Raw genomic sequence first — 26,085 nt, 5'->3', positions numbered from 1 at the left:
ATGGAGACGCACAGCCTGATTGAAATGCTCATCTACCTCGCCTCGGCGACGCTGATCGTGCCGATTGCCGTGCGCTTCGGCCTGGGCCCGGTGTTGGGTTACTTGCTGGCCGGGTGTTTGATCGGCCCGTGGGGACTGAAGCTCATCACCGATGTGAAGGCCATCCTGGAATTCGCCGAAATCGGCGTCGTGCTGATGCTGTTCATCATCGGCCTTGAGCTTGATCCCAAGCGCCTGTGGGCGCTGCGCCGGATGGTGTTCGGCGGCGGCGCCTTGCAAATGCTGGCCTGCGGCGGTGCGATCGCGGCGTTCTGCGCCGCCCTGGGGCTCAACTGGACGGCGGCGCTGCTGGTCGGCCTGACCTTGAGCCTGTCCTCCACGGCCATCGCCATGCAGGCGATGAGCGAACGCAACCTGACCGCCACCGCCGTCGGGCGCAGCAGCTTCGCCGTGTTGTTGTTCCAGGACATCGCGGCCATTCCCCTGGTCGCCATGATCCCCTTGTTGTCGGCCCACGGCGAAACCCCATCCGGCATGGCCCTGGCGCTGTCGGTCGTGAAGATCGTCGCCGCCATCAGCGTCGTCGTGCTGCTCGGGCGCTACGTGACGCGACCGCTGCTGCGTTTCGCCGCGCGCTCAGGCCTGCGGGAGATCTTCAGTGCCGTGGCGCTGTTCCTGGTGTTCGGTTTCGGTTTTCTTCTCGAAGAAGCCGGGCTGTCGATGGCCATGGGCGCGTTCCTCGCCGGCGTGCTGCTGGCAAGCTCGGAATACCGCCACGCCCTGGAGAGCGACATCGAGCCGTTCAAAGGCTTGCTGCTGGGGCTGTTCTTCATTGGCGTGGGCATGTCGATCGATTTCGGCACGCTGATCAACGCACCGCTGAAAGTCATCACCCTGACCCTGGGTTTCATCCTGATCAAACTACTGGTGATCAAGACCGTCAGCCGCTTCCTCAACGTCCCCGCCGGCCAACGTTCCTGGCAAGCGGTGCTGCTCGGCCAGGGCAGCGAATTCGCTTTCGTGGTGTTCGGCGCCGCGACCTTGGCCGGCATCCTCACCGACCAATGGGGCAAGAGCCTGACGCTGGCGGTGGCCCTGTCCATGTGCCTGACGCCGCTGCTGATCCTGCTGCTGGACCGCGTGGAGTCGGCCAGCAAGAAGGACCGCCAGGAATCGGACCTCGTCGATCAGCAAAACCCACGGGTGATCATCGCCGGCTTCGGTCGTTTCGGGCAGATTGCCGGGCGTTTGCTGATGTCCTGCGGCGTCGACGTGGTGGTCCTGGACCATGACCCCGACAACATCGAGACGCTGCGCAAGTTCGGCGTGAAAGTGTTCTACGGTGACGCCACGCGCCTCGACCTGCTCCACGCGGCCGGCGCGGCCCAGGCGGTGGTGCTGATCAATGCGATCGACGACCAGCAGGACAACCTGACGCTGACCCGCATGGCCCAGGAGCATTTCCCCGGGTTGAAACTGATCGTGCGGGCGCGGGACATGGCGCACCTGATCACCCTGCGGCAACTGGGCGTGGAAAGCGCCGAGCGCGAGACCTTCGAAAGCGCGCTGGCATTGGGTCGCAGCGCTCTGGTGCAGATGGGCGTCGGCGCGTACGAGGCGCGTGAACGCGCCGATCAGTTCCGCCGCCTCAACCTGCGCATGCTCGAGGAAATCGTCGCCCAGCCGGAAGACGACCTCAAGTTCCGCCACGACGCCTACCGTCGTGCCAATGCGCTGCTCACCGAGATGTTCAACGAGGACCGCCAGCGACCGATTGACAGCTGGCCTGAACATCACCGAAACGAGACGGAAAAAAGCGACGGCTAGGGGCTGGTGCGGCCTGTCTGAAACATCTGTGGCGAGGGGATTTATCCCCTCGCCACGGGTGTCAACTTTGCGAGCGCAATCGGCGCCGGCGCGCGTCTTCAGTGAACCAACCCATCCAACTCGTCCAGCATCTGCGCCGGGATCTTCAGTTCGCTCGCCGAGAGGTTTTCCCGCAGGTGCGTCACGGATGACGTACCGGGAATCAGCAGGATGTTCGGCGCACGTTGCAGCAACCACGCCAGCGCGACACACAACGGCGACGCCTCCAGGCGCGCCGCGACGCTCGAAAGGGTTTGCGACTGCAGCGGCGTGAATCCACCCAACGGGAAGAACGGCACGTAGGCGATGCCTTGCTTGCCCAACTCGGCGATCAGTTGTTCGTCGTCACGATGGGTCAGGTTGTAGTGGTTCTGCACACAGGCCACCTTTGCGATGCCCTGGGCCTGCCTGACCTGGGACGCCGTGACGTTGCTCAGGCCCAAATGCCGGATCAAGCCCTGGCGCTGCAATTCGGCCAGTGCCGAGAATTGTTCCTCGATGTCGTCATCGGCAGGTGCATGCAGATTGCCCCAGGCGCGCAGGTTGACCACCTCCAAGGCATCCACGCCAAGGTTGCGCAAGTTGTCATGGACGGCGCGGGTCAGCTCGGCCGGGCTGTGGGCCGGGTTCCACGACGCATCGGCACCGCGAACGGCGCCAACCTTGGTCACGATGACCAGATCCTCGGCGTAAGGGTGCAGCGCCTCACGGATCAGCCGATTGGTGACATGGGGCCCGTAGAAATCAGCGGTGTCGATATGGTTGACGCCCGCCGCCACCGCTTCGCGCAGCACGGCGATGGCCGCTGCCGGATCCTTGGGCGGCCCGAAGACCTGGGGCCCCGCCAGTTGCATCGCGCCGTAGCCCATGCGCTTGACCGTACGATCGCCCAGTTGAAAAGTCCCTGCGGTGTCTGCCCTGCTCATCTCGTACCCCTTGGATCAAATGTGCCTGGGCCGACTATAGGCGTTGACCACTCCACTGATAATCGGGTGCAATCCGAACGGGTTGTACGGCGGAGAGAACAATGGCGACGGATATCCAGGATTTGCTGTCCTTCGTGGCGGTGGTGAATGCGGGTGGGTTTCGTGAAGGCGCGCGGATCAGCGGCAAATCCGCGTCCAGCCTCAGCGATGCCGTGCGGCGGATCGAAAGCCGCCTCGGCGTGCGCCTGCTCAACCGCACCACCCGCAGCGTGGTGCCGACCGAGGCCGGCGCACGGTTGATGGAACGCATCGTGCCGGCCTTGGGCGAAGTCGAATCGGCGCTGGACGTGGTCAACGATTTTCGCGACCGCCCCTCAGGCACCCTCAGGTTGAACGTGCCGGTCAGCGCCGCCCGGCTGGTGCTGCCCGCGCTCATCGCGCCGTTCCTGAAAACCTACCCCGACATCCGACTTGAAGTGGTCACCGAAGAAAGCTTCGTCGACATGCTCGCGGCCGGGTGTGACGCCGGCATTCGCTACGATGAACGCCTTGAACAGGACATGATCGCCATTCCCATCGGCCCGCGCTTGCAGCGCTTCGCCACCGCGGCCTCGCCGGCGTACCTCGACGCCCGGGGCCGGCCCGGGCACCCGCGGGATCTGCTTCAACACGCCTGCCTGGCCGGCAAGTTCCCCAGCGGCGCCCTTCCGCTCTGGGAATATGAACGTGACGGGGAAACCATCAGCGTCGAGCCGAACGGCCCGTTGATCGTGCGCATCGGCGGCGCCATGGACCTGGCGGTGCAGGCGGCGATCGACGGCCTGGGGGTTGTCCATCTGTTCGAAGATTGGCTGCGGCCCTACCTGGACCGCGGCCTGCTCGAACCCGTGCTCGAACCCTGGTGGCAGCGCTTTACCGGACCGTTCCTCTACTACCCCGGGCGCCGCTACCTGCCCTCGCCGTTGCGGGCGTTCGTGGATTTCATCAATGAGCACCGGGACGGAACGAACAACACCGTCCACTGTGGGAGCGAGCCTGCTCGCGAAGACGCCGGCACATCCAACATCTCCACACACTGAACCACCCCACTGCCCGCTCGTCTCCCCGCCGCAAGGATTTTCGAACCAAGCATTTCGCCACGGCTCGGACCTACATAACACCGCCGAAAGCCAAGGCTTGGACGGCGGGATCATCAGGTTCCTCTGCGCTTCACTGCCGGGAGTTTCGCTATGTGTGACGGTCTTGTTCAACATGTTTCCCCAAAAGACTCCTTGGCGTATTTCGCCCAGCGAGACACGCCTGGCAGTCGTTTCGGGACACACGCAACGCCCGTGGACCTTCGCGTGACCAGCGCTGTACAGAAGCAGGAGCTGCACGGCCTGATCAAACCGAACATGCAAGTCAGCGCCATTCGCCGTCGCGGTGGTCGCCTGGAGTGCATCAAGGTTCGCTGGGGCTGGTCGCCCATCTGGTCGGTGGGGACCATGCCTCCCTTGACCCATCTGCCGCTCCACCTGGTGATGCGCTCCAAGGTCTTCGATCAGATCAAGCGCGAGGGGCGTGTACTGGTGGCCGTCGATGGCTGGTATAAATCGCCGGAACCGTCGTTACCCGGGCAGACGCCACGCTACGTCTACACGACATCACCGCAATCGACGCCGATCTTCCTCGCCGCCCTGGCCCAAGCCAGCGAAACCCCTTTAGGCTGTGACGGCCTGGCCCTGGTGACCTATGGCGACATCGCCAACCAGCATCAGCGAGTGTTGGCGTTCAGCGCCGAAGATGCACTCGACTGGCTGGAGCCGGAGTTGGGATGGGAGCAGGCACAACAGCTGATCGAGCGCATGAATGCCACGCCGCCGCACCTTGAACCGGGGATGACCGTTCAACGCCCGGCCCAGGGCGGCCTTTGATCCTGGAAGATAAAGCCATGTACGTAATCATGGGTGCCACGGGCCACGTTGGATCGGCCACGGCCCGAGCCTTATTGGCGCCAGGGCATGCGGTGATTGTCATGACCCGCAACGCCAGCCACGCCACGGAGTGGCACGCCAGGGGCGCTCAGATCGTCGAAGCGCATGCTGAAAACGTCGAGTCACTGCGCGCCGCCTTTCAACTTGGGCGCAGGGCGTTCATTCTCAACCCGCCGGCGGCCCCCAGTACCGATACCGATGTGGTGGAACGAGGCACCGTCGCCAATATCCTGTCCGCCCTCGATGGCTCGGGGCTTGAGAAAATCGTGGTGCAATCCACCGCTGGCGCCCAGCCCGGCGAACGTATCGGCGATCTCAGCGTCTTGTGGGAACTGGAAGAAGGCTTGCACGACCTGCCTATCCCGGCGGCGATCAATCGCGGCGCCTATTACATGAGCAACTGGGACAGCCTGCTCGACACCGTCCGCGATACCGGCAAGCTCCCCACGCTATTTCCCGCCGACCTGGCCTTTCCCATGGTGGCGCCTCGGGACCTGGGCGAAGTGGCGGCCGCACGGATGCTATCGTCGATCGACGACGTTGGCGTGCGTCACGTACAAGGACCTCGCCTGTATTCGCCCAACGATGTGGCGCAGGCTTTTTCCAAGGCGCTCGGCCGGCCGGTCGAGGTCCAGGTGATACCCAGGGACCAATGGGAAAGCACCTTCCAGCACCTCGGCTTCAGTCCCGCCGCGGCGCAATCCTATGCGCGCATGAGCGCCGTCAGCCTCGACAGCGGCTTCGATGTGGGCGATGACGCGGCCCTGCACGGCACCACGACGCTGGAGGTCTACATTGAGGCGCTGGTGCAACGCAGCGGCCTGGGAGCGCTGGGATAACGGAATGCAGGAACGTTGCAGCAATGGGCGCTAAACTGCCGCGGTCCTTTTTTTCCAGCATGAGGTTTTGCATGAGCAACCCAGACATTACGTTCACCCCCGACCCGGACGCAGACTCCATCTCCTCCGACGTCGCCGGTTTCGGCGGCCTGCTGGTTTCCACGCAGATCCCGACCCGCGCCGACGGCAGCCTGGAACTGGGCGACATCACGCTGCAAAGCGAGTGCACGTTGCAGGCACTCAAGACTGCCTTGGAACGCGCCGGCAGTTCCATGGACCGCGTGTTGCACCTGACCATCTACCTCACCGACATGGCGGATCGCGCGGCATTCAACGAGGTGTACAAACGCTTCTTCGCCAAGCCTTGGCCAGTGCGCGCGGCTGTTGGCGTGGCGGCGCTGGCGGTTGAAGGGATGCGGGTGGAAGTGACGGCGATGGCGGCGAAGGGCTGAACCACACACCTCAGACAAGCGAGGTGCTTTTGTGGCGAGGGAGATTGCTCCCGCTGGTTCTGTAGGAGCTGGCGTAGCCTCGGGCCGCGTTCGGACGATCTTTTGATCTGGATCCTTCAGCTCAAGACCAGAAGAAAAGATCGCAGCCTCGCTTCGCTCGGCAGCTCCTACAGAACCAGCGGGGCGGGCGACGTTTCGCGAATTCCCCTCGCCACGGGTTCTGTGTTACCCATCTTTTCAGCCTACAGAGGGCTGTGTTTATTCGGTTGTAGGATCCTTCGCGTTCGGGCTACGTCGTCTTGCGCCGTTGCCTACAACTACGCCAGAATCCGCCGGCTTGTGCGCCTTGGGGTCGGGCTTTACTGTTGCTTGGTCGCTGAAAATCAGCGATCGGGTTTGGTAGCCCGGCTTTTGACTTGGCGCATAGCACAGCCCTACAAGCCTTTTTGGCATTTGTTATGGCGGTCATGCGCAGGGCGTCTTCGGACGCGCCGGTTGCCAGGTCACCGGTCTACCAACCCGCGTATGGCCGCCACCCTTCGTTTGGTAGCGAGAGTGGATGGCTCCTTTTTCCGACTTGGAGTTTCATCTATGTTCAAAGTAACCCCGAATCCTCCCGACACCGATCCAGCCGACGCGAAGGCATTCGACGAAGCCGCCGACCGCGCCCTCGATTACTACCTCAAGCCCAAACCCGGCAAACCAAAAACCGACCCCAGCCAACTGTTCACCGTGATCAACGGCGTGGGTAACGAAGCCCTGCTCGCCAACCTCAGCGAAACCCTGGCCTCGGCCAACGCCATGATCAATGACCTGGCCTTCGACCTGGACGGCTCGCGACGGCACGTTGCCCTGGGCATCCTGCAGTTGATCGAAATGGGCGCGCTGCTCGCCAACCGTGCGCTGGACAACGTCGAAGCGCGCTAGCCGCCGCTGCACATCACCTTTGTGGCGAGGGAGCTTGCTCCCGCTGGTCTGTAGGAGCTGGCGAAGCCTGCGATCTTTTGATCTTGATCTTGATCTTGATCTTGATCTTTCGCTCTCGATTCTATGGGCAGGGGAAAGATCGCAGCCTCGCTTCGCTCGACAGCTCCTACAGACCTGGCGGGAGCAAGCTCCCTCGCCACAGGGGTTTGGCTGGCCATCGCCTGGCAAATCCCCGCCTATACTTCTCTGCCAATCCCCCCGGGGGCCTGCACTTCCAACAATAAAAAGCAGAGGTGGAACATGGTCTGGCAACAAGTCTACGATCCCTTCGGTAATGCAGTGCTGTCGACGTTCCTGGCGGCGGTTCCGGTGGTGGTGATGCTGGCGTCCCTGGCGTTCTTTCATGTCAAGGCGCACCTGGCGGCGCTGTACGCCCTGGCCTCGGCGTTGCTCATCGCGATTTTCGCCTTCGGCATGCCGGCCAACATGGCCGGCTCGGCGGCGCTTTATGGCGCGGCCAACGGGCTGCTGCCCATCGGGTGGATTGTGCTCAACATCATCTTCCTGCACCGGCTGACCACCGAGAACGGTTCGTTCAAGGTCCTGCAGGATTCCCTGGCACGCATTACCGATGACCGCCGCTTGCAACTGCTGCTGATTGCCTTCTGCTTCGGCGCGTTCTTCGAAGGCGCGGCGGGTTTCGGCACGCCGGTGGCGGTGACCGGCGCGATCCTGATCGGGCTGGGCTTCTCGCCGCTGGCCGCCTCGGGCCTGGCGTTGATCGCCAACACCGCGCCGGTGGCGTTCGGCGCCCTGGGCACGCCGATCATCACCCTCGCCAAAGTCACCGGGCTCGATGAGATGGAGCTGTCGATGATGGTCGGTCGACAGTTGCCGTTCTTCTCGGTGATCGTACCGTTCTGGCTGATCTGGGCGTTCGCCGGCTGGCGCAAGATGCTGGAGATCTGGCCGGCGATCCTGGTGGCCGGCGTCAGTTTCGCCATCCCACAATTCCTGGTGTCGAACTTCCACGGGCCGATGCTGGTGGATGTGATCGCCGCGCTGATCTCCATGGCGTGCCTCACCGGGTTCATCAAGGTCTGGAAACCGGCCACGATACATACCTCCGCAGCGCTGTCGGGCCGACACGATGATTCGAAGATCGACGCCAGCGAAGCACAGGCGCCGGTCGCCAGCGCCGCGTTTTCCAATGATGCCCGTCCCGCCGTGCTGCGCGCCTGGATGCCGTGGATCATCCTCACGGTGTTCGTGTTTGCCTGGGGCACCCAGGGCTTCAAGAACCTGTTCGACACCCGCCCGGCCATCGACCCGCAGACGCAATCGGCGAAGCTCGATCCCCAGGGCAAGCCGATGCGCGAGGCGAACCCAATCTTCTCGCCGCTGCTGACCTTCGGCACCATCCACCAGCAGATCGAAAAGGTCCCGCCCGTGGTGCCCCAGCCTAAAACCGAGGAAGCGGTCTACAAGTTCAACTGGTTCACCGCCACCGGCAGCGGCATCTTCCTGGCGGCGGTGCTCGGCGGCTTGCTGATGGGCTATTCGATCCCGCAACTGGTGCGCCAGTACCTGCGAACGCTGTGGGTGGTGCGCTATTCGCTGATCACCATCGTGGCAATGTTGGCGCTGGGCTTCCTGACGCGTTATTCGGGCCTGGACGCGACCATGGGCCTGGCCTTCGCCGCGACGGGCATTTTCTACCCGATGTTCGGCACGCTGCTGGGCTGGCTCGGCGTGGCGCTGACCGGTTCGGACACGGCTTCGAACGTGCTGTTTGGCGGTTTGCAGCGGGTCACGGCCGAGCAGTTGGGCATCAGCCCGGTGCTGATGGCGGCGGCGAACAGTTCAGGCGGGGTGATGGGCAAGATGGTCGACGCCCAGTCGATCGTGGTCGCTTCCACCGCAACCCGTTGGTACGGCCACGAAGGGGAAATCCTGCGCTACGTGTTTTTCCACTCGGTGGTGCTGGCGATCCTGGTGGGCGGGCTGGTGACGTTGCAGGCGTATGTGGCGCCGTTCAGTCATATGGTGGTGGGCGGACGTTGAATAAGTGCGTTCTGTAGGAGCTGCCGAAGGCTCGGGCCGCGTTCGGACGATCTTTTGATCTTTCGCTTGGGGCCCAAGTGGCTGGGGAAAGATCGCAGCCTCGCTTCGCTCGGCAGCTCCTACAACGTCCCCGTCAGACAGGGGCAAGCTGGTTTTTTACTGAACGTTCTTCAGCTTGACCACATCACCGGACACCGACGTGGTGTAGCCGGTCAGGACCCACGCCCAGAACCAGTTTTCCTGGACTTGGGTGTTGATCATGGCGTCGCCGCCCTTGGCTTGGATCGCCGCGGTCTGGGCACGGACGAAACGGTTGTTCTGACGGATCGGGATCACGCCGAACAGCAGCAGGCCGGTGGCCTTGGCTTCGCTGTGACCGACGACGGTGTATTGGCTGCTGTCGTACTGCTGGGTCTTCATCGGGGTGCCGGTGCAACCCGCCAGGACCAGGCCGAACAGTGCGCCGGCGACAACTTTGCTGATGTGGTTCATTTGAGGCTCCATGGATAAACGCCCGGGATCCATCTCTCGGGCGGCGCGTACTCTAACCGATCAGCAATAAAATGACACAACATCCTCCGCCCATTTCAGGGCTCGAAAGGCCCATGGCAGAGCCATTCGTCAGGTGCGCCTCCAGCGAAACAGACTCGCGTCGATAGCATGAAAACTGCGCCACGGAAGGCAGTTTCTTGTCTTGACGACCGCCAGGTAACGGCCGGTCCCGTTGGAGGGTTTCATCATGATCGACGTAACAGTCTGGAGCGTTACCCTGCCGGTGCAAACGCCCGCGCAGGTCGTGGCGACCAAAGCCATGCCGAGTTTGAAAAACAAGTATTTCGACAATAACGGCCAGCGGATCGTCTTCTGGGCGCCCGTCACCGGCTCCCATACCGGTAACAGCAAATTTCCGCGTTCCGAACTGCGGGAAACCAGCAAGGACGGCAAACATCGCAATTGGCGCTACAACAGCGGCACCAACGCCCTCAAGGGCGAACTGTCGGTCAACCAGGTGCCGTCGGAAGGCCGTGTGGTGGTGGCGCAGATTCACGCCAAGAATGCCCCGACGCCGTTGTTGAAACTGGTTTACCGCTATGAAAAGGGCACCGGCAACATTGACGTGGAATACCGGGTCAAGCCCAACGACAAAAAGAGCCCGGTGATCTACACCGTGCCCAAGGTGCCGTTGAACAAATCCTTCTCCTACACGTTGCAAATGGACAAGCAAGGCCAGCTCACGATACTGATCGGCAGCAGCGGCAAACAGGTGAAGCTGGACAAGTCCTGGTACGGCTACGACTTCTATTTCAAGGCTGGCGTCTACACGCTGGACAACAAGGGTTATTCCAACGAAGGCGGCAAAGTCACCTACACCAAACTGAACGTCAGTCACAAATGACTGACGTTCTTGCTCCCCTCACGCCTCGGACGGTGTCACGGCCCCTTGCCGACCACTGAAGGTCAACAGGAAACCCACGAACACCACCAGCGCAAAACCGGCCGGGAACAGCCAGATGCTTTTCCAATCATGGCCGCCTTCCACCACGAAATGATCGGTCACCTGCCCCGCCACCCAGAAACCGATCAACATGCCCACGCCATAAGTCGCCAGGGTGATCAAGCCCTGGGCCGAGCTGCGCAGGTGTTTCGGCGCCTTGGCGTCGGTGTAGACCTGCCCCGAGACAAAAAAGAAGTCGTAGCAGATGCCGTGCAGGGCGATGCCGATGAACAACATGAACGCCAGGTCAGCGTTGTCGCCGTAGGCAAACAGCACGTAGCGCAACGCCCACGCCAACATCCCCACCAGTAGCGCCAACTTGATGCCAAAGCGCTGGATGAACAGCGGCAACAGCAACATGAACAGCACCTCGGACACCTGCCCGATGGCCATTTTCGCCGTCGGGTTGGTCATGCCGGTTTCGGCCAGGAAGGGATTGGCGTTCTGGTAATAAAACGCCAGGGGGATGCAGATCAGGATCGAGGCGATGAAGAACACCAGGTAACTGCGGTCCTTGAGCAGGCCCAACGCATCGAGCCCCAGGGACTGCTTGATGCCGCTCGCACTCGCCTGCTCCTTGAGCGGTGCCGTGGCGGGCAACGTGAAGCTGTAGAGTCCGAGGGCCAGCGAGGCGATGGCCGCCATCAGGAAGGTGTTGCGCAGGCCACCCGCTGCAATCGCCTCGCGCGAATCCCAGGCGAACACGAAGCTGATCACCACGCCCGCGGCGATCCAGCCCAGGGTGCCCCAGACCCGGATGCGTGAGAATTCCAGCGCCGGGTCGCGCATTTGCCGAAAGGCCACGGAGTTGACCAGGGCCAGCGTCGGCATGTAGATCACCATGTACGCCAGCACGAAGGGGTAGAACGCGCCGAAATCCACCGCCGAATACAGCTGATACAGCAACACCGCGCCCACCAGGTGCAACACCGCCAGGATGCGCTCGGCGTTGAAGTAGCGGTCGGCGATCAGGCCGATCACGAACGGCGCGATGATCGCCCCCCAGGACTGGGTGGCGAAAGCCATGCCGACCTGCCCGCCACTGGCTTGCAGCGTGCTGGACAGGAACGTGCCGAGGGTGACGAACCAGCCACCCCAGATAAAGAACTGCAGGAACATCATCACGCTGAGGCGTGCATTCATCGTGGTCATGACTGTCACCGTCTTGTTGTTGTTCTTGTTGAAACAAAGTCGTGCGCTGTTATTGCGGCCTGCTTTTTGTGACCTGCTTTGTGGATTGCTTTTGTGGCGAGGGAGCTTGCTCCCGCTGGGTGGCGAAGCCGCCCCAATACAATGTTCCAGGCGGACCGCATCGCCTGGTTCTACGACTGCTTCGCAGCCGAGCGGGAGCAAGCTCCCTCGCCACAGGGTTCTGCGATCAGCCGTTACCCAGACAACCCCAACAACCGCCGGTTGGATGCCTCATCCGCCGTGACCCCGGCAAAGTCATCGAATGCCTTGGCGGTCCTGGTGATCATGTGCCGCTGGATGAATGCCGCGCCTTCGGCCGCACCCTGTTGCGAATCCTTCAGGCAGCATTCCCACTCCAGCACCGCCCAACCGTCGAAACCGTATTGGGTCAGCTTGCTGAAAATCGCCTTGAAATCGATCTGCCCATCGCCGAGGGAACGGAACCGTCCCGGGCGATCCACCCAGCCCTGGTAACCGCCATAGACACCGGAGCGGGCGTCGGGACGGAATTCGGCGTCCTTGACGTGGAACATGCGGATACGGTCGTGGTAGCGATCGATGAAGCCCAGGTAGTCCATCTGTTGCAGCAGCAAGTGGCTGGGATCGTAGAGAATCGCGGCCCGTGGATGATGGTCGACCGCCTCGAGGAAGCGCTCGAACGAGGCGCCGTCGTGCAGGTCTTCGCCAGGGTGGATTTCGTAGCACAGGTCCACGCCGGCCGCGTCGAAGTCATCGAGGATCGGCCGCCAGCGCCGGGCCAGCTCGGCGAAACCCTGCTCGACCAGGCCGGAGGGGCGCTGTGGCCACGGGTACATGTACGGCCACAGCAACGCACCGGAAAACGTCGCGTGGGCCTTGAGGCCCAGGCGCTGGCTGGCGCGGGCGGCCAGTTTCAGTTGCTCGATGGCCCATTCGGTACGCGCCTGGGGCTGGCCGCGCAGGTGGGCCGGGGCGAAGTCGTCAAACAACGCATCGAACGCCGGATGCACCGCCACCAATTGGCCTTGCAAGTGCGTCGACAATTCGCTGATCTCGACGCCGGCCGCTGCGCAAGTGGCCTTGAGTTCGTCGCAATACGCCTGGCTCTCGGCAGCCCGGGCCAGGTCGATGTAACGCGTGCCCAGGGTCGGCACCTGGATGGCTTTGTAGCCCTGCGAAGCGGCCCATCGGGCGATGTTCGCCAAGCTGTCGAACGGCGCTTCGTCGGCCATGAACTGCGCCAGGAAAATCGCCGGCCCGCGCAGGCCGCGCGATGTTTGGTCGTGAGTCTTCACAGCTGCGATTCTCCGGTTTCCAGCGCGGTCCACTTCGCCTCGCCACGGTGATTGATGATGGCGGCCTCGATAAACGCCATGCCGCGCAAGCCGGTTTCGATGCCGGGTACGCCTGGCACGTCAGGGCCTTCGACTCGGCCGCGAATGGCCCGGGCGAAATCGCCGTAGAGGTTGGCCATTGCCTCCAGATAACCCTCCGGATGCCCCGCCGGCAGACGCATTCGCCGGGTCGCCGCATCACAGAGCCAAGGCTGGCCGACACCACTGCGCAGGACGCGCAGCGGTTGGTCGAAGGCACGGTGGATCAGGCTCGACGGTTCTTCCTGGCGCCACTCCAGCGCGCCTTTGTCGCCATAGACGCGGATCTTCAGCGGGTTCTCTTCGCCGGTGCAGACCTGGCTGGCGAGCAACACGCCGCTGGCGCCGCCGTCCATCTTGAACAGCATCGCGGCGTCATCGTCCAACTGCCGGCCCGGAACATGGCTGCCCAACGCGGCGCACAGCTGCTGGATCGGTTGGTCCGCGACGAACTCGGCCAGGGAAAACGCGTGGGTGCCAATGTCGCCGATGCAACCGCCCAAGCCGGACTGGGCCGGATCATCACGCCACTGCGCCTGCTTGTTGCCCAACGCCGCGACGTCCTGGCTGAGCCAGCCCTGGGGGTATTCGACGAACACTTTGCGCACCTGGCCGATCACGCCCGAGCGCACCATCTCACGAGCCTGCCAGACCATGGGATAGCCGAGGTAAGTGTGGGCCAGGCCGTAGAGGCAGCGACTGTTTTGCAGCACGTCCTGGAGGGCCAGCAACTCCTTGAGATTCAGCGCGGCGGGCTTCTCGCTGAACACGTGGAAGCCGGCCTTCAGCGCTTGGCTGGCAATCGGTGCGTGGAGGTGATTGGGCGTGACGATCACCAGCAACTCCATGCGTTGATCCAGCGGCAGCAGCGCTTCGTCGTCGAGCATCTGTTGCCAGTCGTGGTAACAACGCGATGCCGCCAGCCCCAGTGCCGCGCCGGTCTGCCGGTTGTTGTGGGGATCGCGGCTGAACGCGCCGCACACCAGCTCGAAACCGCCATCCAGGCCCGCGGCCTGACGATGGGCCTGGCCGATGAAGGCGCCCTCCCCACCGCCAACGAAGCCCATTCTTATTTTCGGTGCTACAGGATTCATCGCGATTCTCTTCTGTTCGGATCGATGATGTAACCGGTTACATCATGACGGGAATCTAGGCTTGGTTTTGTCGCCTGTCAAACGCTATGGAACCGGCTTGAGATGTGTCGGGCGACAAACCTGCGGTAAGCTCGCCGCCATGCCTGGGTCGCCAGGCGCCGAATCGAGGTGCCCTTGTCCAACATCCGTGAAGTGGCCCGGCTGGCCGGTGTGTCGGTGGCCACGGTGTCCAGAACACTGAAATCTCCCGAACGCGTGCTGCCCGAGACCCGGGACAAGGTCAACGCAGCGGTACTCCAGGCCGGTTATCGCCCGAACCTGATGGCGGTGCAGTTTCGCTCCCGGCGCACCGGCAACCTGGTGATCCTCGTGCCGACAATCGCCAACACGTTTTTCGCCCGGGTGATCAGCGGCGCCCAACAAGCGGCGCAAGCGGCCGGCTATCGACTGCTGCTGTGCGACACCCAGGGCCGCGAAGCCATCGAGCAGGAATTCGCCGCGCTGGTCTACGCCCATCAGGCCGACGGCGTGATCCAATTGCGCGCCAGCGACCCCTTTGTCTCACTGCCTCCCGGCACCGATGCGCTGCCGCTGGTCAACGCCTGCGAGGTGGTCAAGGATGCGCCCTACCCGACCATCAGCCTGGACAACCGCAGTGCCGCGCGCGCCATGACCGAGCACTTGATCGGGCTCGGCCATCGGCGCATCGGCATCATCAAGGGCCCGCGCAGCAGCCCGCTGACCCTCGACCGCGTGGCCGGTTACCAGGACGCCTTGCACGACGCCGGCATCGCGCTCGACCCTGAGCTGATCTGCCACGGCGACTTCACCCTCAAGGCCGGCTACGAAGGAGCCGGGACGATGCTCGCCTTGGCCGAGCGCCCCAGCGCGCTGTTCTGCGAGAACGACGAAATGGCCATCGGCGCGCTCAAGCGCATCAAGCAGACGGGCCTGCGGGTGCCCGAGGACATTTCCCTGGTGGGTTTTGACGACATCCCGTTCGCCGCGTATTGCGATCCACCGTTGACCACCATTTCCCAACCGGCTGAAACTTTTGGTCACAAAGCCGTGGAGATGCTCATCGCGCTGATCGAGAAGAAACCCATCGCCCAGCAGCATGTGCAACTGCCGTTCGAACTGACTGTGCGCGGCAGTTCGGCGTCGCGGGTAGGAGCTGGCGAAGCCTGCGATCTTTTGATCTTTTGATCTTTGGTCTTTGATCTTTCGCTTCCGATTCAATCGACAGCGAAAAGATCGCAGCCTCGTTGCACTCGGCAGCTCCTACGGTCCCCTACAGCTCAGATCCGAAGAGTCTTCAATGCGAGTCAACAAGCGCTTCACCTCCTGGCCGTCGGTGCATTGCTGGTGGTGGCGCTGCCGCTGACCGATGAGATCGGCTTCGTCCCGGGTGAGGCCAGGGTCAAGGGCAATGGCGCCGGCATGGAGATACCCGAGGGCGCTCGGCTGGAAAACGGCAGTTGGCGATACCACCGCGAACTGCCACCGCTGCAACCGTTGAAGCTCGGCCGCACGCCCCAGGCCGGTGATTACCAGCTGTGTGATGCCGGCGTTTGCCGGTCGATGGCGCATTGGCTGGGGCCGCCTTCCGCACAGCAACCAGCCGTGGAATTGTGGAGCTGCCCGCTGTGATCGTTCAGTCAGCGCTGATGGAGCGCCACGCTGCTTGCGCCAATAATTCCCGGTGAACCTTCGGACTGGAGGGCACTCGCCCCGCCAGCCATGCCCGGCAATAACTTTCAGACGCGCCGATGATCAGCGAAAACATCAACTCGGCGGGATAACGCTTGAGCGCCTCGCCCTGCTCGGCGGCGCCCAACCACTGCCACAACTGACCGTTACGTGAGGTGTTGCGGCTGGCGAGCTCGTCCTTGAACGGTCCCTTGGTCACCGCAAAGCGCGCGTGATACTGGAAACGCGCCCATTCGGGCTGGCTGTCGACCCAATCAACGTAGCTGTAGATCAACGCTTGGACACCCTGCTCGGCGGTTGTCGCTTCGGACAGGTATTGCTCGCGCAAACGCGCCTGATCCTCCAGGGCAGTGAAAAACAGTGCCGCCACCAAGCCTTCCTTGTTGCCGAAATGATGGTAGATGGCGCCGACGCTGGTCTGGCATTCGGTGCGGATCATCTCAATGGTGGTCGCCTCGATGCCCTGTTCGTTAAACAGGGCCAGGGCCTTGCGAAAGATATCGCGCTTGAGTTCGGCTCTTCTGCCGGGAAAGGCGCGTTCGAGTAAATCTGCTGTTTCCATGCTTGGCATTAACCGGTTCGTTGGATGGACCGGGCGCTGGGTTGCCCGTGACGAAGTGAGCGCAGCTTGACAGATTCGCCGCCAACAGAATACCGTTCTGTCACAGAATATTATTCTGTTACGGAACACTGTTCCGCAAAATCACTTATCAGCGAGGCTTCACATGAATCAGGTTCTCGGTATGTTCAACAGCGCAGGTCCGGACGCCTTCAGCAAAATGGCCTGTCAGATGGCACCGTACTTTTCCACGATCAACCCGCTGGTCACAGCGCTGCGCCAAGGTGCGGCGACCGTGCAGGTCCCGTTTCGCAAGGAAATCACCAATCACCTGGGCACTGTCCACGCCATCGCCATGTGCAACGCCGCCGAGTTGGCCGCCGGCATGATGACCAACGTCTCCATTCCGGAAGGCGCCCGCTGGATTCCCAAAGGCATGACCGTGCAATACCTGGCCAAGGCCAAGAGCGACGTGACGGCCGTTGCGAACGGCGACGAGGTGGACTGGCAGACCGAAGGCGACAAGATCGTGCCGGTGGACATTCATGACGTGGAAGGCAAGAAGGTGTTCACGGCTCAGATCACCATGAACGTGAAGCTGGGTTGAAGTCGAGGGCGTCCGGGACGCCCTCTATCGATGAAAGCCAGATGTTCGTGGCGAGGGAGCTTGCTCCCGCTCGATTGCGCAGCAATCGCAATGGCAACTCAAGCGCCCCAGCCAGTTATTGGTGGAGCCTGGGGGTCAGGCGAACGTCGCCCCTCGGGTGTTCACGAACAACGAGTACAGCGAATGGCTGCCGGCCATGAACAGCCGGTTGCCCTCCCTGCCGCCAAAGCAGACGTTGGGGCAGCGCTCGGGCAACGAGATGTGCCCAATGGCCTTGCCCTCGGGGTTGAACACCCGCACGCCGTCGAGTTTTTCCAGGTCGGCCTTGGGGTCGCCGTTCCCGCCCCACCCGCACCAGAGGTTGCCGCTCTCGTCGCACTTGATCCCGTCGATAGCCGCGTAGTCCAAGCCTTCGATGTGCTTGCGCCGTTCCCCCAGCGTACCGTCATCCTTGACCGTGATCGCCCAGATCAAGCGGTTGGGCTTGGCCCGGCCTTCGACCACGTAGAGGATTTTTTCGTCCGGGGAAAAGCACAGGCCGTTCGGCCCCGCGAGGTCGTCGATGACCCGGCTGAGCTTGCCGGTCTGACCGTCGATGCGGTAGACCGCGTGGGGCTGCGCCGGGGTGACTTTGTGCCCTTCATAATTGTTGCCGGTCTGGAACGGTGGATCGGTGAACCAGATCGAGCCGTCCCGCTTGCAGACGATGTCGTTGGGCGAATTCAATGGCTTGCCGTCGAAACTGTCGGCCAGCACGGTGATCGTGCCGTTGGGTTCGGTGCGCGTGATGCGCCGACCTTCGCTCGTCGTGGTCGAGCCTTCGCAGACCAGCAACCGCCCCTGGCGATCGCGGCACATGCCATTGGAGAAATTCGAGTTCTCGCGGTACACCGACAACCCGCCGGTGACTTCGTCCCAACGCACGATGCGGTTGTTGGGGATGTCACTGACCAGCAGATAGCGACCGTCGCCGATCCATACCGGACCTTCTGCCCAACGCAGGCCGCTGGCGAGTTTTTCCACGCTGGCGTTGAAAACGCGCAGGTCCATGAACGAAGGGTCGAGAATATTCACCAGGGGGTCTGGATAACGCTGGCTCAACGGCTCGGCCTGGGCGAGCCCGGGCAAGTTGCCCAGTGTCGCGGCGGCGGCCGAGACCACCAGGGATTGTTTCAGGAAGATCCGGCGCCCCTGATCGGCGATTGCAGGTTGCGAAGCATCCATCGTACGTCTCCGTTAATTATTATTGGACGGGGACGTCTGTTTTACCTCGTGATAAGACATCGTACAAGTAAATATGAATGCCTTGCCCATCACTCGCCACGGAGCGGAATCCGAACGGTGAACGTGGTGCCCCCGCGCGCCTTGGAATGAACTTCGATAGTCCCCTGGTGAGCCGCGACGATCGCCGAGGCGATGTAGAGACCCAGCCCCAGGCCGGCCGTGGGGCCGTATTGCAGGTCGCCGCTGCGCACTTGTCGGATCAAGGGATTGAAGAGGCTCGCGATGGCGTCCTTCTCGATAGGCTTGCCCTGGTTGTTGATTGCGATGACGGCGTCATCCTCTTCACGGCTCAGCGATACGGTGATCGGCGCGCCCTGTGCGCCGTGCTGGACCGCGTTGCCGATCAGGTTGGAAAAAACCTGTTCCATCCGCGCCGGATCGAACAGCCCTTCGAGCGGACCGTGGGGCTCGAAAAGGATACTGCTTTCCGGATGGAACGCCCGTGCCTCCTCCACCATGCCTTCGCACGCGGCGACCAGGTCGCCATTGAAGCGCTGCACCGGTATGCCCGCGCCCAGCTGGGTTCGGGTGAAATCCAGCAGGTCGCCGACAATCTTGTTGGCCCGTTTGACGCTGGTGTAGATGCGCGAGGAAATCTTGGTGGCCTTGGCGGGTAGATCGCCCGCCCGCAGGAGCACTTCGGAACTCAACAGGATCGCGCCCAGCGGGCTGCGCAGGTCATGGCCCAAGATCCCGAGGAAGATATTGCGCGCCGCATCGACAGCGCCTGAGTAGCTGACCACCGATTCCGCCAGGGCCTGGTCGACGGCCTCGTTGAAGCGGATCACATCCGACATCGCCTGCGCCTGGCCCAACTGTGCGTGGGGCATCCATAACATCAGCACGCTGGTGCGCAACGCGCGGTACTCCGAGACCATCTGCTGCACGGTAAAGCCGGAGGACTGGCGAATGACGGCATGGGTCTCCGCCGCAGTCTCGGCTTCTGCCGCCGGCGCTTCGCCCTGGGACTTGGCGATCTGCTCCTCGGTGGTCTGGGCGGTGCGCAGGTCAATGGCAATGGTTCGCAGCATCTGCTCGGCATGGTCGCGCAGCGCCGTCGAATCCATGCCGATGGACGCCGGCCTGATGGTCCTGGCGAAGTCTTCCCAGGCCTGGAGGATCGGTTCGATGTTGTCGACAATGAAATCAGCCAGGCGCATGGGTTGCTCCGCGGAAAACTCAGGGGGATCGGTGCCGGAAACAACACAGCGCTCAGGTTGTTGTACAGCAAATCGTCGGGGGGCGTATGCAGGCGTCTGGAATTGATTGGGCTAATGGCGCTGACGACTGCTTCGCAGCCGAGCGGGAGCAAGCTCCCTCGCCACAAGGGTCTGCGAACATTTGCAAGGAACTGCTCGACGATCGCAGACCATCGCTTGTCTCCGTCGGCTTGATCCGGTACAAATCCCGATGTTGTACGACAACCTATAACTACTAGATCAGCCACCGGAGCCTCGTTGCAGCGGTGGTACACCTTTGAGATTCCTGCCATGACCCGCTCCACCGCCGCAGCCGATGTCCCCATTCCTTTCTCCCGCCCCATCGCCGTGCTCATTCTGCTGTGCATGGGCTGCGCCTTCGCCGGCAACCATGTCGCCGCGCGGGCGGCGTTCGATGACGGTGCCGGCGTGTTGCTGGCGATCCTGCTGCGCTCGGGCGGGACGTTGCTGGTATTGGCGACGATGGTGTTGTGGCAACGCCAGAGCTTGCGCCTGCCGCCCGGTGCCTGGCGCTGGCAGTTGGCGTTGGGCCTGCTGATCGGCGCCCAGAGCCTGTGCCTGTATTCCGCCGTGGCCCGGGTGCCGGTGGCGCTGGCTCTGTTGGTGGGCAACGTGTTCCCGATCCTCTTGGCCCTGTTGACCTGGGCCCTCGGCGGCCCGCGGCCGACTGCCCGTACCGCAACGTTGATGGGCATGATCCTGGTGGGCCTGGTGTTCGTGCTGGAGGTGCCGACGCGGTTGGCGTCCCAGGCGGATGTCGGCCCGCAATGGTTGCTGGGGGTGGGCCTGGCGTTCTGCGCCGCGTGCGTCTTCGCGTGCGCGTTGTGGATCACCGATCACAAACTGTCCCAGGTGCGCGGTTCGGTGCGCAGCCTGCTGACGATTTTCATTGTGTTCAGCAGCGTCAACCTCGCCGGCCTGACCGGCGCCCTGCCCGGCGGCCTCGCCTTCCCCGCCAGCAGCACCGGCTGGCTGGCGCTCGCCACCCTGATGGTGCTTTATGGCACCGGGTTCATTGTCTTGTTCATGTGCGTGCCGCGCCTGGACATGCCGCGTAACGCCCCGGTGATGAACATCGAACCACTGGCGACCCTGCTGATCGGCTGGCTGGTGCTGGACCAGATGCTCAACCCGGGCCAGATCCTCGGCGGCGCGATCGTAGTGACCGGCATCGTGTTGCTGACGTGGCGCAAGGTCGAGCGGGCCAAGGCGCCGGTGGAAGCTCACAACTGAACACCTTTGTGGCGAGGGAGCTTGCTCCCGCTGACCTCTGTAGGAGCTGGCGAAGCCTGCGATCTTTTGATCTTTCGCTTGATATTCAAGTGTCCTTAGAAAGATCGCAGCCTCGCTTCGCTCGGCAGCTCCTTGTATCTCGACTATCGCTCCGTCAGGAGCGATAGTTCTCGACTGATCATCGAGGGAGGGACTTGGAAGCCGCGCAGCTCCTTAGGCTTTTTGCCTGTGATGTAGATCGTGCTCCAGCCCTCCACACTCACTCGTACAGTTCGCACGGTATCTTGGGCCCGCCTCCGGCTAGAGCCCGCATTCGCAAGGTTGGACCGAGTGACGTGATGATCGCAAAAGGGAACAAGTGGAGAAACGATCATGTCTGGTTTCGTTGGCGTCGACGTTGCAAAGAACACTTTTGATATCGCTACACACCTGCCCAACGGCAAGCACAAAACCAAGGCCAAGCTGGCCAACAATCCAAAAGGTTTTAAAGAGTTTGAGGCTTGGCTAGACACAAACGTCGAGCGTTCGGCCCTGATCGTGATGGAAGCCACCAGCGTCTACCACTTGGAGCTCGCCGAGTTCGTTTACAACAAAGGCTTCCGAATCTGCGTCGTGAACCCGGCTACGACCAAAGCGTACGCTGACAGCGAGCTGCGCCGCATCAAGACCGATAAAAGCGATGCCAAACTCATCGCCGACTTCGCCCGGGAAAAGGATCAGAAGCTTCAGCCATGGGCACCTGAGCCACTGAAGTATCGCCAGTTGAAAGCTATGGTGCGCCGCCTGGATGACCTTCAGGAAATGGAACAAATGGAGCTTAATCGTCTGGACGTGTCTGACGAAAAGGTCAAAGACTCGATCAACTCCGTTCTGCGCCATATCGAAAAAGAGATCGTTGAAACACATAAGGCGATCAAAAAGCACATCGATGACGACCCGGATATGCGTCAGATGCGGGATCTGATCGTAACCATCGACGGTATCGGACAAAAAACGCTTGAGCGATTGCTAGCCGAACTGGGCGACTTGCGCAAATACAGCGATCCTCGCCAATTGGTCGCCGCTGCGGGGCTGAATCCCAAGCTGCAAGAATCAGGAAAGCTCAAAGGTCATACCCTAATTTCGAGAATCGGGTCAGCACGGCTGCGTGCAGGCCTTTACATGCCTGGCATGGTGGCGCTGAAACACAATAAGGCGATCATGGCGATGAAAGAACGCCTGGAGGCCAACGGCAAGGCCCCCAAACAAATCATCTGCGCGGCAATGCGCAAACTGCTGCACTTCGTTTACGGAGTGCTCAAGTCAGGACTGCCATATGACCCGAAACTTGCGCTTGCCCGGTGAGACTTAAGACGGTATCTACAGTACAGTCGAGCGGGAGCAAGCTCCCTCGCCACAAGGACCTCGTGTGGTCCAGACATTATGTGTTCGCCCAGCCTGAAACTAGTTCTGAAACCCGCAGTCCTACCCCAGCCCTGAACAACCACGTCCAGGGCTGACCGGCGCCGTTCTGGCGTCAAGGCAATTCCCTCCCGAGCCGTTCGCCCCATGCGCCATCCTGTTCGCTCTCGCCGTTTCGCCTCGCTGTGCCTCACGATCCTGTCTTCTCTGCTCGCCAGTCCGGCCCATGCCCGGGGCGAAGGGCAACTGGTGAGCGCCATCAACGATTACCGCAGCCAGTCCCAACGGTGTGACTGGCGAAGGTCGCGCGCCGCGCCACCCTTGGCTCTGCGCTCGAACCTGGCCTTGCCGATCGGTTTTCGTGGTGGCCTGCGCGACGCCCTGAATGATGTTGGCTATCAAGCCCGCGAGGTGCGCAGCATTCGCCTGACCGACGCACGGGACGCCGACGAAGCCTTCGAGATGCTGGCGGACGAACATTGCGCGGCGCTGCTGGACAATCAATACGCCGATATCGGTGTCAATCGGGTCGGTGACGAGTGGCGCGTGGTGTTGGCGCAACCCATGGGGGGCAGCACGCGAATGAGCGATGCGGGCGCGTCGGACAAGACGCTGCTGGCCCAGGTCAACGCCGCCAGGGCCAAGCCACGGATGTGCGGGCGCCAGCGCTTTGCCGCCGCCCGGCCGTTGAGCTGGAACGCCGCACTGGGTACCGCTGCCCTCGGGCATAGCCGGGCCATGGCCCGTGGCAATTATTTCGCCCATCGCGACCCGGACGGCCGTTCCACGTCCGATCGAGCCAAGGGCGCCGGCTTTCGCGGACATAAGCTGGGCGAGAACATCGCCGCCGGACAACGCTCGCCGAGCCAGGCCATGGGCGACTGGCTCGCCAGCCCCGGGCATTGTGCCAACCTGATGAACCCGATGTTCACCCAGATGGGCGCCGCGTCCGCCAGCGATTCGCGCAGCGATGCGGGGGTGTACTGGACGATGGTGCTTGGCGCGCCTTGATATACAGACGCACACCTTTGTGGCGAGGGAGCTTGCTCCCGCTCGACTGCACCGTAGGAGCTGCCGAGCGAAGCGAGGCTGCGATCTTTCCAAGAGCAGTTGAATTTCAAGCGAAAGATCAAAAGATCAAAAGATCGCAGGCTTCGCCAGCTCCTACAAAGGTCAGCGGGAGCATGCTCCCTCGCCACGGAGGTCCGTACACGTCTTTCGGCCTCAAGCCGGCCGGCGCACCGCCCTCACCTTCCCGCTGCCGCCCCCGCCACAAAAGAACCGGTCCGCGCCATCGGACTCCAGCCCCGACACGCCGATCCCCGGCGGCATCGTCACGCTTTCCAGCACTTGCGCCGTTTGCGGATCGATACGCCGCAGGTCGCTTTCATCATTTTCCCAGGTGCCGTGCCACAGCTCGCCGTCAACCCAGGTCACGCCCGTGACGAAGCGGTTGGATTCGATCGTGCGCAGAATCCTGCCGTCGGCCGGGTCGATCTGCAGGATCTTGCGCGCCTTGTACTGACCGACCCAGAGCGATCCTTCGGCCCAGGCCAGGCCGGAATCATCACCACTGTTGGGCGCCGGGATCGTCGCCACTACCTGGCCGGTGCATGGATCGATCTTGCGGATGCTGTCGCCGGCGATCTGGAACAGATGCTGACCGTCGAATGCCGTGCCCGCATTCGCTGGAACCTCAAGGGACTGCACGGTCTGGCCACTGGCGGGATCGAGGGCGTGCAGCTTTTCGCCCGAGGCGAACCAGACGCGCTCGCCGTCATGGCTCACGCCGTGCACGCAGTCGACGCCTGGAAACGGGCCGTATTCACGCAGGATTTGTGCCTCTGAACGTTTCATCTCACATCGCCTCATCGGTGGGTGTGATTGCATCCTAGCCATCGAACGGCAGCGCAGTGAGTAACAATACCGTCGCGAATCCGGGCATCGGTGCCGCCGTCCAGCGCCGGGCCCTGGCGCGACCGAACGACTGCGCCTTGCCGTTGGCCGCCAGGGTTTCCAAGGCTCGCTGCACACTGCGCTGGCTGGTGCCCAGGGCCAGCGCAAGCGCCGAGCTGGACCAGGCTTCTCCGTCCGCCAACAGCGCCAACACCGACCCGTAGGGCTGCTCGACGACATGCGCCAGCAGCTGGATCGCGTCGGCATGGCGTGGCGTCATGATAAAACCGCGCCGGGTCGCGACCACGTCGGCCACCGGGCGCAGGGCCTTGCGCAACCGCCCCATCTCGACCCGCAGCCGGGCGCGGTGGGAGTCGTCCGTCAATTTCAAGCCAAAGGCCTGGGTCATGAGCACTTCCCGCGAGGCATCGCCGGGCCAGGCTTGAGCCAGTTCGCGGGCCAGGGCAAACAGCACCGGGCGCCGGGCAAGGGAAATCTGGATACCTGCGCTACTGATCCCGTATCGGCAGGCGTCGACCACCAGCGCCGCGCCGCCCAACAGGGCTTGCACCTCTTCGAGTCGCAACAAGCGCTCTTCGCCTCGGGCGACCAGGCGCGCTGCGGGCATACGCAGCATTTGCCAGGCGCTTTCGATTTCAGCGTTCAACGCGCCAATGCCCGCTTGCCGTGCGGCGTGCCCGGCCCGTTCAAGGGCCGCGCGGGCGGTCTGCGCCTGCAACCGTCGCATGGCAATGCCGGCGGTCGCCAATTCGCAGGCCGCCCGGGACGCCAAAGGCAGGCCGTCAAGGTCCAGTTCGACGAGTTTGAGCTCGGCCTCGTCGAGCCGGCCAATCAACAACGACCGGCGAATTTCAAGGGTCCGCGCATGGCCCGCGTTCGCTCGATCGCCTTGGGTTTCGAGCACCACCCGGGCGGCGTCGAGGCGCTTCATCGGCCAGGCGAGGTCACGGGAAGCCAGGGCAATTTCAGCCTCGGCCACGACGCACCGCGCCCGAGCCATGGCCTCCTTGGGCCCGAAGGCCAAACCGGCCCGCCGCATCAGGCCCTTGGCTTTTTCCAGCTCTCCCAACTGGGCCATGGCAATGCCACGAAGCGCGAGGGCCGGGGCATCGTTGCGCAAGGCGACACGATTGAGCGCAGCCACCGGGTCCCCCGCCGCCAATGCGCGCCCCGCCGTGGTGATTTCGTGATCCATGAAGGATGACCTTTTTGTGGCGAGGGAGCTTGCTCCCGCTGGGTGGCACTGTAGGAGCTGCCGAGCGAAGCGAGGCTGCGATCTTTCCAAGGGCACTTGAATCTCAAGCGAAAGATCGAAAGATCAAAAAATCAAAAAATCAAAAGATCAAAGATCAAAAGATCGCAGGCTTCGCCAGCTCCTACAGAGGCCAGGGGGAGCAAGCTCTCACGCCACAGGTTAGTCCTGCCACATCGGCTACAGCCGGATCTTGGCCGCCGGCATCACATCGATCCGCGACACCGCGCTGCTCAACCGTCCCAGTCGATGGTTGTGATTGGCGATGATCTGCTCCGCCGTCATGCTGCCGTTGTCCACCGTCGAATGGGCGTCGGCGGCCAGGACCACTTCGTACCCCAAGGCATGGGCCTGGCGCACGGTCGCGTTGATGCAATAGTCGGTTTGCAGCCCGCAGATCACCACGCGGTCGATGCTCCGGGCTTGCAACAGCGCCAGCAGGTCGGTCTGGTAGAACGCGTCCGGCGTGGTCTTGCGCACCCGCAAGTCATCAGGTCCGGTGAGCAGGCCGCCGGCCAATTGCCAGGCGGCACTGCCATGTGCCAGCGAACCGTCCAGCTCTTCATGCTGGACCAGGATCACCGGCAGGTCGACAGCCCGCGCCCTGGCGCTGAGGTCGTTGATGGTCTGGACCAGGCGCTGGCTGTCGAAGCACTCCTCCTCGCCAGCACACAACCCCTCCTGGACATCGATAATCAGTAATGCGGTGCTCATGTTTCCCTC

Annotated in this window: 24 protein-coding genes and 1 pseudogene; 14 read left to right on the top strand and 11 right to left on the bottom strand. The window is 62.7% G+C overall.

Features of this window, described 5'->3' with window-relative positions:
* Positions 1 to 1,827, top strand: coding sequence for a glutathione-regulated potassium-efflux system protein KefC (kefC, locus tag M8Q45_RS08125; protein WP_249874245.1), 1,827 nt, complete (start codon positions 1 to 3; stop codon positions 1,825 to 1,827).
* 98 nt (positions 1,828 to 1,925) lie between these two features.
* Here kefC and M8Q45_RS08120 read toward each other — a convergent pair whose 3' ends face one another.
* Positions 1,926 to 2,792 carry an aldo/keto reductase family oxidoreductase gene (locus tag M8Q45_RS08120; protein ID WP_249874244.1) on the bottom strand — a complete coding sequence of 289 codons (867 nt, stop codon included), beginning with the start codon at positions 2,790 to 2,792 and terminating at the stop codon, positions 1,926 to 1,928.
* 101 nt (positions 2,793 to 2,893) lie between these two features.
* Here M8Q45_RS08120 and M8Q45_RS08115 point away from each other — a divergent pair, with 101 nt between their 5' ends.
* The 6 genes from M8Q45_RS08115 to M8Q45_RS08090 all read left to right on the top strand — a co-directional run bounded on the left by M8Q45_RS08115 (position 2,894) and on the right by M8Q45_RS08090 (position 9,047).
* On the top strand, positions 2,894 to 3,871 hold the full coding sequence (locus tag M8Q45_RS08115) for a LysR family transcriptional regulator (protein ID WP_249874243.1): 978 nt from the start codon (positions 2,894 to 2,896) through the stop codon (positions 3,869 to 3,871).
* 264 nt (positions 3,872 to 4,135) lie between these two features.
* Entirely contained in the window at positions 4,136 to 4,705 is a 570-nt protein-coding gene (locus tag M8Q45_RS08110; protein ID WP_249874242.1) for an SOS response-associated peptidase family protein, read from the top strand.
* A gap of 17 nt (positions 4,706 to 4,722) precedes the next feature.
* Positions 4,723 to 5,604, top strand: coding sequence for an NmrA family NAD(P)-binding protein (locus M8Q45_RS08105; protein WP_249874241.1), 882 nt, complete (start codon positions 4,723 to 4,725; stop codon positions 5,602 to 5,604).
* 71 nt (positions 5,605 to 5,675) lie between these two features.
* Positions 5,676 to 6,056: a RidA family protein gene (locus tag M8Q45_RS08100; protein ID WP_249874240.1), complete on the top strand. Its 381-nt coding sequence runs from the start codon at positions 5,676 to 5,678 to the stop codon at positions 6,054 to 6,056.
* A gap of 591 nt (positions 6,057 to 6,647) precedes the next feature.
* Positions 6,648 to 6,983 (top strand): DUF6124 family protein, encoded by a 336-nt coding sequence (locus tag M8Q45_RS08095; protein ID WP_249874239.1) that lies wholly within the window; start codon positions 6,648 to 6,650, stop codon positions 6,981 to 6,983.
* Between the two features lie 300 nt (positions 6,984 to 7,283).
* Positions 7,284 to 9,047 (top strand): L-lactate permease, encoded by a 1,764-nt coding sequence (locus tag M8Q45_RS08090; protein WP_249874238.1) that lies wholly within the window; start codon positions 7,284 to 7,286, stop codon positions 9,045 to 9,047.
* Positions 9,048 to 9,203: 156 nt separating this feature from the next.
* Here the strand turns inward: M8Q45_RS08090 and M8Q45_RS08085 are convergent, their stop codons facing one another.
* The gene (locus M8Q45_RS08085; protein WP_030141372.1) at positions 9,204 to 9,539 is read right to left on the bottom strand and encodes a hypothetical protein; all 336 of its coding nucleotides are present in this window, start codon (positions 9,537 to 9,539) and stop codon (positions 9,204 to 9,206) included.
* Between the two features lie 247 nt (positions 9,540 to 9,786).
* On the opposite strand from M8Q45_RS08085, the gene M8Q45_RS08080 reads away from it, so the two are divergent.
* Positions 9,787 to 10,443: a polysaccharide lyase family 7 protein gene (locus tag M8Q45_RS08080; RefSeq protein WP_249874237.1), complete on the top strand. Its 657-nt coding sequence runs from the start codon at positions 9,787 to 9,789 to the stop codon at positions 10,441 to 10,443.
* An 18-nt stretch (positions 10,444 to 10,461) separates the two neighbouring features.
* Here the strand turns inward: M8Q45_RS08080 and M8Q45_RS08075 are convergent, their stop codons facing one another.
* The 3 genes from M8Q45_RS08075 to M8Q45_RS08065 form a co-directional block, all read right to left on the bottom strand.
* Positions 10,462 to 11,694, bottom strand: coding sequence for a nucleoside permease (locus tag M8Q45_RS08075; RefSeq protein ID WP_249874236.1), 1,233 nt, complete (start codon positions 11,692 to 11,694; stop codon positions 10,462 to 10,464).
* A gap of 233 nt (positions 11,695 to 11,927) precedes the next feature.
* Positions 11,928 to 12,944 (bottom strand): sugar phosphate isomerase/epimerase family protein, encoded by a 1,017-nt coding sequence (locus tag M8Q45_RS08070; RefSeq protein ID WP_249877289.1) that lies wholly within the window; start codon positions 12,942 to 12,944, stop codon positions 11,928 to 11,930.
* 59 nt (positions 12,945 to 13,003) lie between these two features.
* Positions 13,004 to 14,179 (bottom strand): Gfo/Idh/MocA family protein, encoded by a 1,176-nt coding sequence (locus M8Q45_RS08065; RefSeq protein WP_249874235.1) that lies wholly within the window; start codon positions 14,177 to 14,179, stop codon positions 13,004 to 13,006.
* A gap of 174 nt (positions 14,180 to 14,353) precedes the next feature.
* Between M8Q45_RS08065 and M8Q45_RS08060 the strand changes: the two genes are divergently transcribed.
* Complete coding sequence (locus tag M8Q45_RS08060) at positions 14,354 to 15,385, top strand: LacI family DNA-binding transcriptional regulator (protein WP_249874234.1); 1,032 nt, start codon at positions 14,354 to 14,356, stop codon at positions 15,383 to 15,385.
* A gap of 189 nt (positions 15,386 to 15,574) precedes the next feature.
* Positions 15,575 to 15,829: pseudogene (locus M8Q45_RS08055) on the top strand (DUF1850 domain-containing protein); the annotation flags it as partial.
* 4 nt (positions 15,830 to 15,833) lie between these two features.
* Here the strand turns inward: M8Q45_RS08055 and M8Q45_RS08050 are convergent.
* On the bottom strand, positions 15,834 to 16,451 hold the full coding sequence (locus M8Q45_RS08050) for a TetR/AcrR family transcriptional regulator (RefSeq protein WP_249874233.1): 618 nt from the start codon (positions 16,449 to 16,451) through the stop codon (positions 15,834 to 15,836).
* A 163-nt stretch (positions 16,452 to 16,614) separates the two neighbouring features.
* On the opposite strand from M8Q45_RS08050, the gene M8Q45_RS08045 reads away from it, so the two are divergent.
* Complete coding sequence (locus M8Q45_RS08045; RefSeq protein ID WP_249874232.1) at positions 16,615 to 17,055, top strand: hotdog fold domain-containing protein; 441 nt, start codon at positions 16,615 to 16,617, stop codon at positions 17,053 to 17,055.
* Between the two features lie 135 nt (positions 17,056 to 17,190).
* On the opposite strand, the gene M8Q45_RS08040 is transcribed toward M8Q45_RS08045, so the two are convergent.
* Complete coding sequence (locus M8Q45_RS08040) at positions 17,191 to 18,279, bottom strand: SMP-30/gluconolactonase/LRE family protein (protein WP_249874231.1); 1,089 nt, start codon at positions 18,277 to 18,279, stop codon at positions 17,191 to 17,193.
* An 89-nt stretch (positions 18,280 to 18,368) separates the two neighbouring features.
* The gene (locus M8Q45_RS08035) at positions 18,369 to 19,499 is read right to left on the bottom strand and encodes a sensor histidine kinase (RefSeq protein WP_249874230.1); all 1,131 of its coding nucleotides are present in this window, start codon (positions 19,497 to 19,499) and stop codon (positions 18,369 to 18,371) included.
* Positions 19,500 to 19,829: 330 nt separating this feature from the next.
* On the opposite strand from M8Q45_RS08035, the gene M8Q45_RS08030 reads away from it, so the two are divergent.
* The 3 genes from M8Q45_RS08030 to M8Q45_RS08020 all read left to right on the top strand — a co-directional run bounded on the left by M8Q45_RS08030 (position 19,830) and on the right by M8Q45_RS08020 (position 23,204).
* Entirely contained in the window at positions 19,830 to 20,792 is a 963-nt protein-coding gene (locus M8Q45_RS08030; RefSeq protein WP_283939021.1) for an EamA family transporter, read from the top strand.
* Positions 20,793 to 21,164: 372 nt separating this feature from the next.
* Positions 21,165 to 22,136, top strand: coding sequence for an IS110 family RNA-guided transposase (locus tag M8Q45_RS08025; RefSeq protein WP_249873132.1), 972 nt, complete (start codon positions 21,165 to 21,167; stop codon positions 22,134 to 22,136).
* A gap of 204 nt (positions 22,137 to 22,340) precedes the next feature.
* On the top strand, positions 22,341 to 23,204 hold the full coding sequence (locus tag M8Q45_RS08020) for a CAP domain-containing protein (RefSeq protein WP_249874229.1): 864 nt from the start codon (positions 22,341 to 22,343) through the stop codon (positions 23,202 to 23,204).
* A gap of 213 nt (positions 23,205 to 23,417) precedes the next feature.
* Here M8Q45_RS08020 and M8Q45_RS08015 read toward each other — a convergent pair whose 3' ends face one another.
* The 3 genes from M8Q45_RS08015 to M8Q45_RS08005 all read right to left on the bottom strand — a co-directional run bounded on the left by M8Q45_RS08015 (position 23,418) and on the right by M8Q45_RS08005 (position 26,076).
* On the bottom strand, positions 23,418 to 24,050 hold the full coding sequence (locus M8Q45_RS08015; protein WP_249874228.1) for a Vgb family protein: 633 nt from the start codon (positions 24,048 to 24,050) through the stop codon (positions 23,418 to 23,420).
* 34 nt (positions 24,051 to 24,084) lie between these two features.
* Entirely contained in the window at positions 24,085 to 25,305 is a 1,221-nt protein-coding gene (locus M8Q45_RS08010; protein WP_249874227.1) for a helix-turn-helix domain-containing protein, read from the bottom strand.
* A 237-nt stretch (positions 25,306 to 25,542) separates the two neighbouring features.
* The gene (locus M8Q45_RS08005; RefSeq protein WP_030141357.1) at positions 25,543 to 26,076 is read right to left on the bottom strand and encodes a cysteine hydrolase family protein; all 534 of its coding nucleotides are present in this window, start codon (positions 26,074 to 26,076) and stop codon (positions 25,543 to 25,545) included.
* Positions 26,077 to 26,085: the final 9 nt, after the last annotated feature.

Source organism: Pseudomonas sp. T1.Ur (assembly GCF_023516725.1).
Lineage (GTDB): Bacteria > Pseudomonadota > Gammaproteobacteria > Pseudomonadales > Pseudomonadaceae > Aquipseudomonas > Aquipseudomonas alvandae.
The sequence above is the reverse complement of the archived record's forward strand: the minus strand, read 5'-3'. Positions and strand labels throughout refer to the sequence as shown.

Coding starts and splice junctions, on each gene's coding strand:
- kefC (WP_249874245.1), top strand. CDS start 1: ATGGAGACGCACAGCCTGATTGAAATGCTCATCTACCTCGCCTCGGCG.
- M8Q45_RS08120 (WP_249874244.1), bottom strand. CDS start 2,792: ATGAGCAGGGCAGACACCGCAGGGACTTTTCAACTGGGCGATCGTACG.
- M8Q45_RS08115 (WP_249874243.1), top strand. CDS start 2,894: ATGGCGACGGATATCCAGGATTTGCTGTCCTTCGTGGCGGTGGTGAAT.
- M8Q45_RS08105 (WP_249874241.1), top strand. CDS start 4,723: ATGTACGTAATCATGGGTGCCACGGGCCACGTTGGATCGGCCACGGCC.
- M8Q45_RS08100 (WP_249874240.1), top strand. CDS start 5,676: ATGAGCAACCCAGACATTACGTTCACCCCCGACCCGGACGCAGACTCC.
- M8Q45_RS08095 (WP_249874239.1), top strand. CDS start 6,648: ATGTTCAAAGTAACCCCGAATCCTCCCGACACCGATCCAGCCGACGCG.
- M8Q45_RS08090 (WP_249874238.1), top strand. CDS start 7,284: ATGGTCTGGCAACAAGTCTACGATCCCTTCGGTAATGCAGTGCTGTCG.
- M8Q45_RS08085 (WP_030141372.1), bottom strand. CDS start 9,539: ATGAACCACATCAGCAAAGTTGTCGCCGGCGCACTGTTCGGCCTGGTC.
- M8Q45_RS08080 (WP_249874237.1), top strand. CDS start 9,787: ATGATCGACGTAACAGTCTGGAGCGTTACCCTGCCGGTGCAAACGCCC.
- M8Q45_RS08075 (WP_249874236.1), bottom strand. CDS start 11,694: ATGACCACGATGAATGCACGCCTCAGCGTGATGATGTTCCTGCAGTTC.
- M8Q45_RS08070 (WP_249877289.1), bottom strand. CDS start 12,944: ATGGCCGACGAAGCGCCGTTCGACAGCTTGGCGAACATCGCCCGATGG.
- M8Q45_RS08065 (WP_249874235.1), bottom strand. CDS start 14,179: ATGAATCCTGTAGCACCGAAAATAAGAATGGGCTTCGTTGGCGGTGGG.
- M8Q45_RS08050 (WP_249874233.1), bottom strand. CDS start 16,451: ATGGAAACAGCAGATTTACTCGAACGCGCCTTTCCCGGCAGAAGAGCC.
- M8Q45_RS08045 (WP_249874232.1), top strand. CDS start 16,615: ATGAATCAGGTTCTCGGTATGTTCAACAGCGCAGGTCCGGACGCCTTC.
- M8Q45_RS08040 (WP_249874231.1), bottom strand. CDS start 18,279: ATGGATGCTTCGCAACCTGCAATCGCCGATCAGGGGCGCCGGATCTTC.
- M8Q45_RS08035 (WP_249874230.1), bottom strand. CDS start 19,499: ATGCGCCTGGCTGATTTCATTGTCGACAACATCGAACCGATCCTCCAG.
- M8Q45_RS08030 (WP_283939021.1), top strand. CDS start 19,830: ATGACCCGCTCCACCGCCGCAGCCGATGTCCCCATTCCTTTCTCCCGC.
- M8Q45_RS08025 (WP_249873132.1), top strand. CDS start 21,165: ATGTCTGGTTTCGTTGGCGTCGACGTTGCAAAGAACACTTTTGATATC.
- M8Q45_RS08020 (WP_249874229.1), top strand. CDS start 22,341: ATGCGCCATCCTGTTCGCTCTCGCCGTTTCGCCTCGCTGTGCCTCACG.
- M8Q45_RS08015 (WP_249874228.1), bottom strand. CDS start 24,050: ATGAAACGTTCAGAGGCACAAATCCTGCGTGAATACGGCCCGTTTCCA.
- M8Q45_RS08010 (WP_249874227.1), bottom strand. CDS start 25,305: ATGGATCACGAAATCACCACGGCGGGGCGCGCATTGGCGGCGGGGGAC.
- M8Q45_RS08005 (WP_030141357.1), bottom strand. CDS start 26,076: ATGAGCACCGCATTACTGATTATCGATGTCCAGGAGGGGTTGTGTGCT.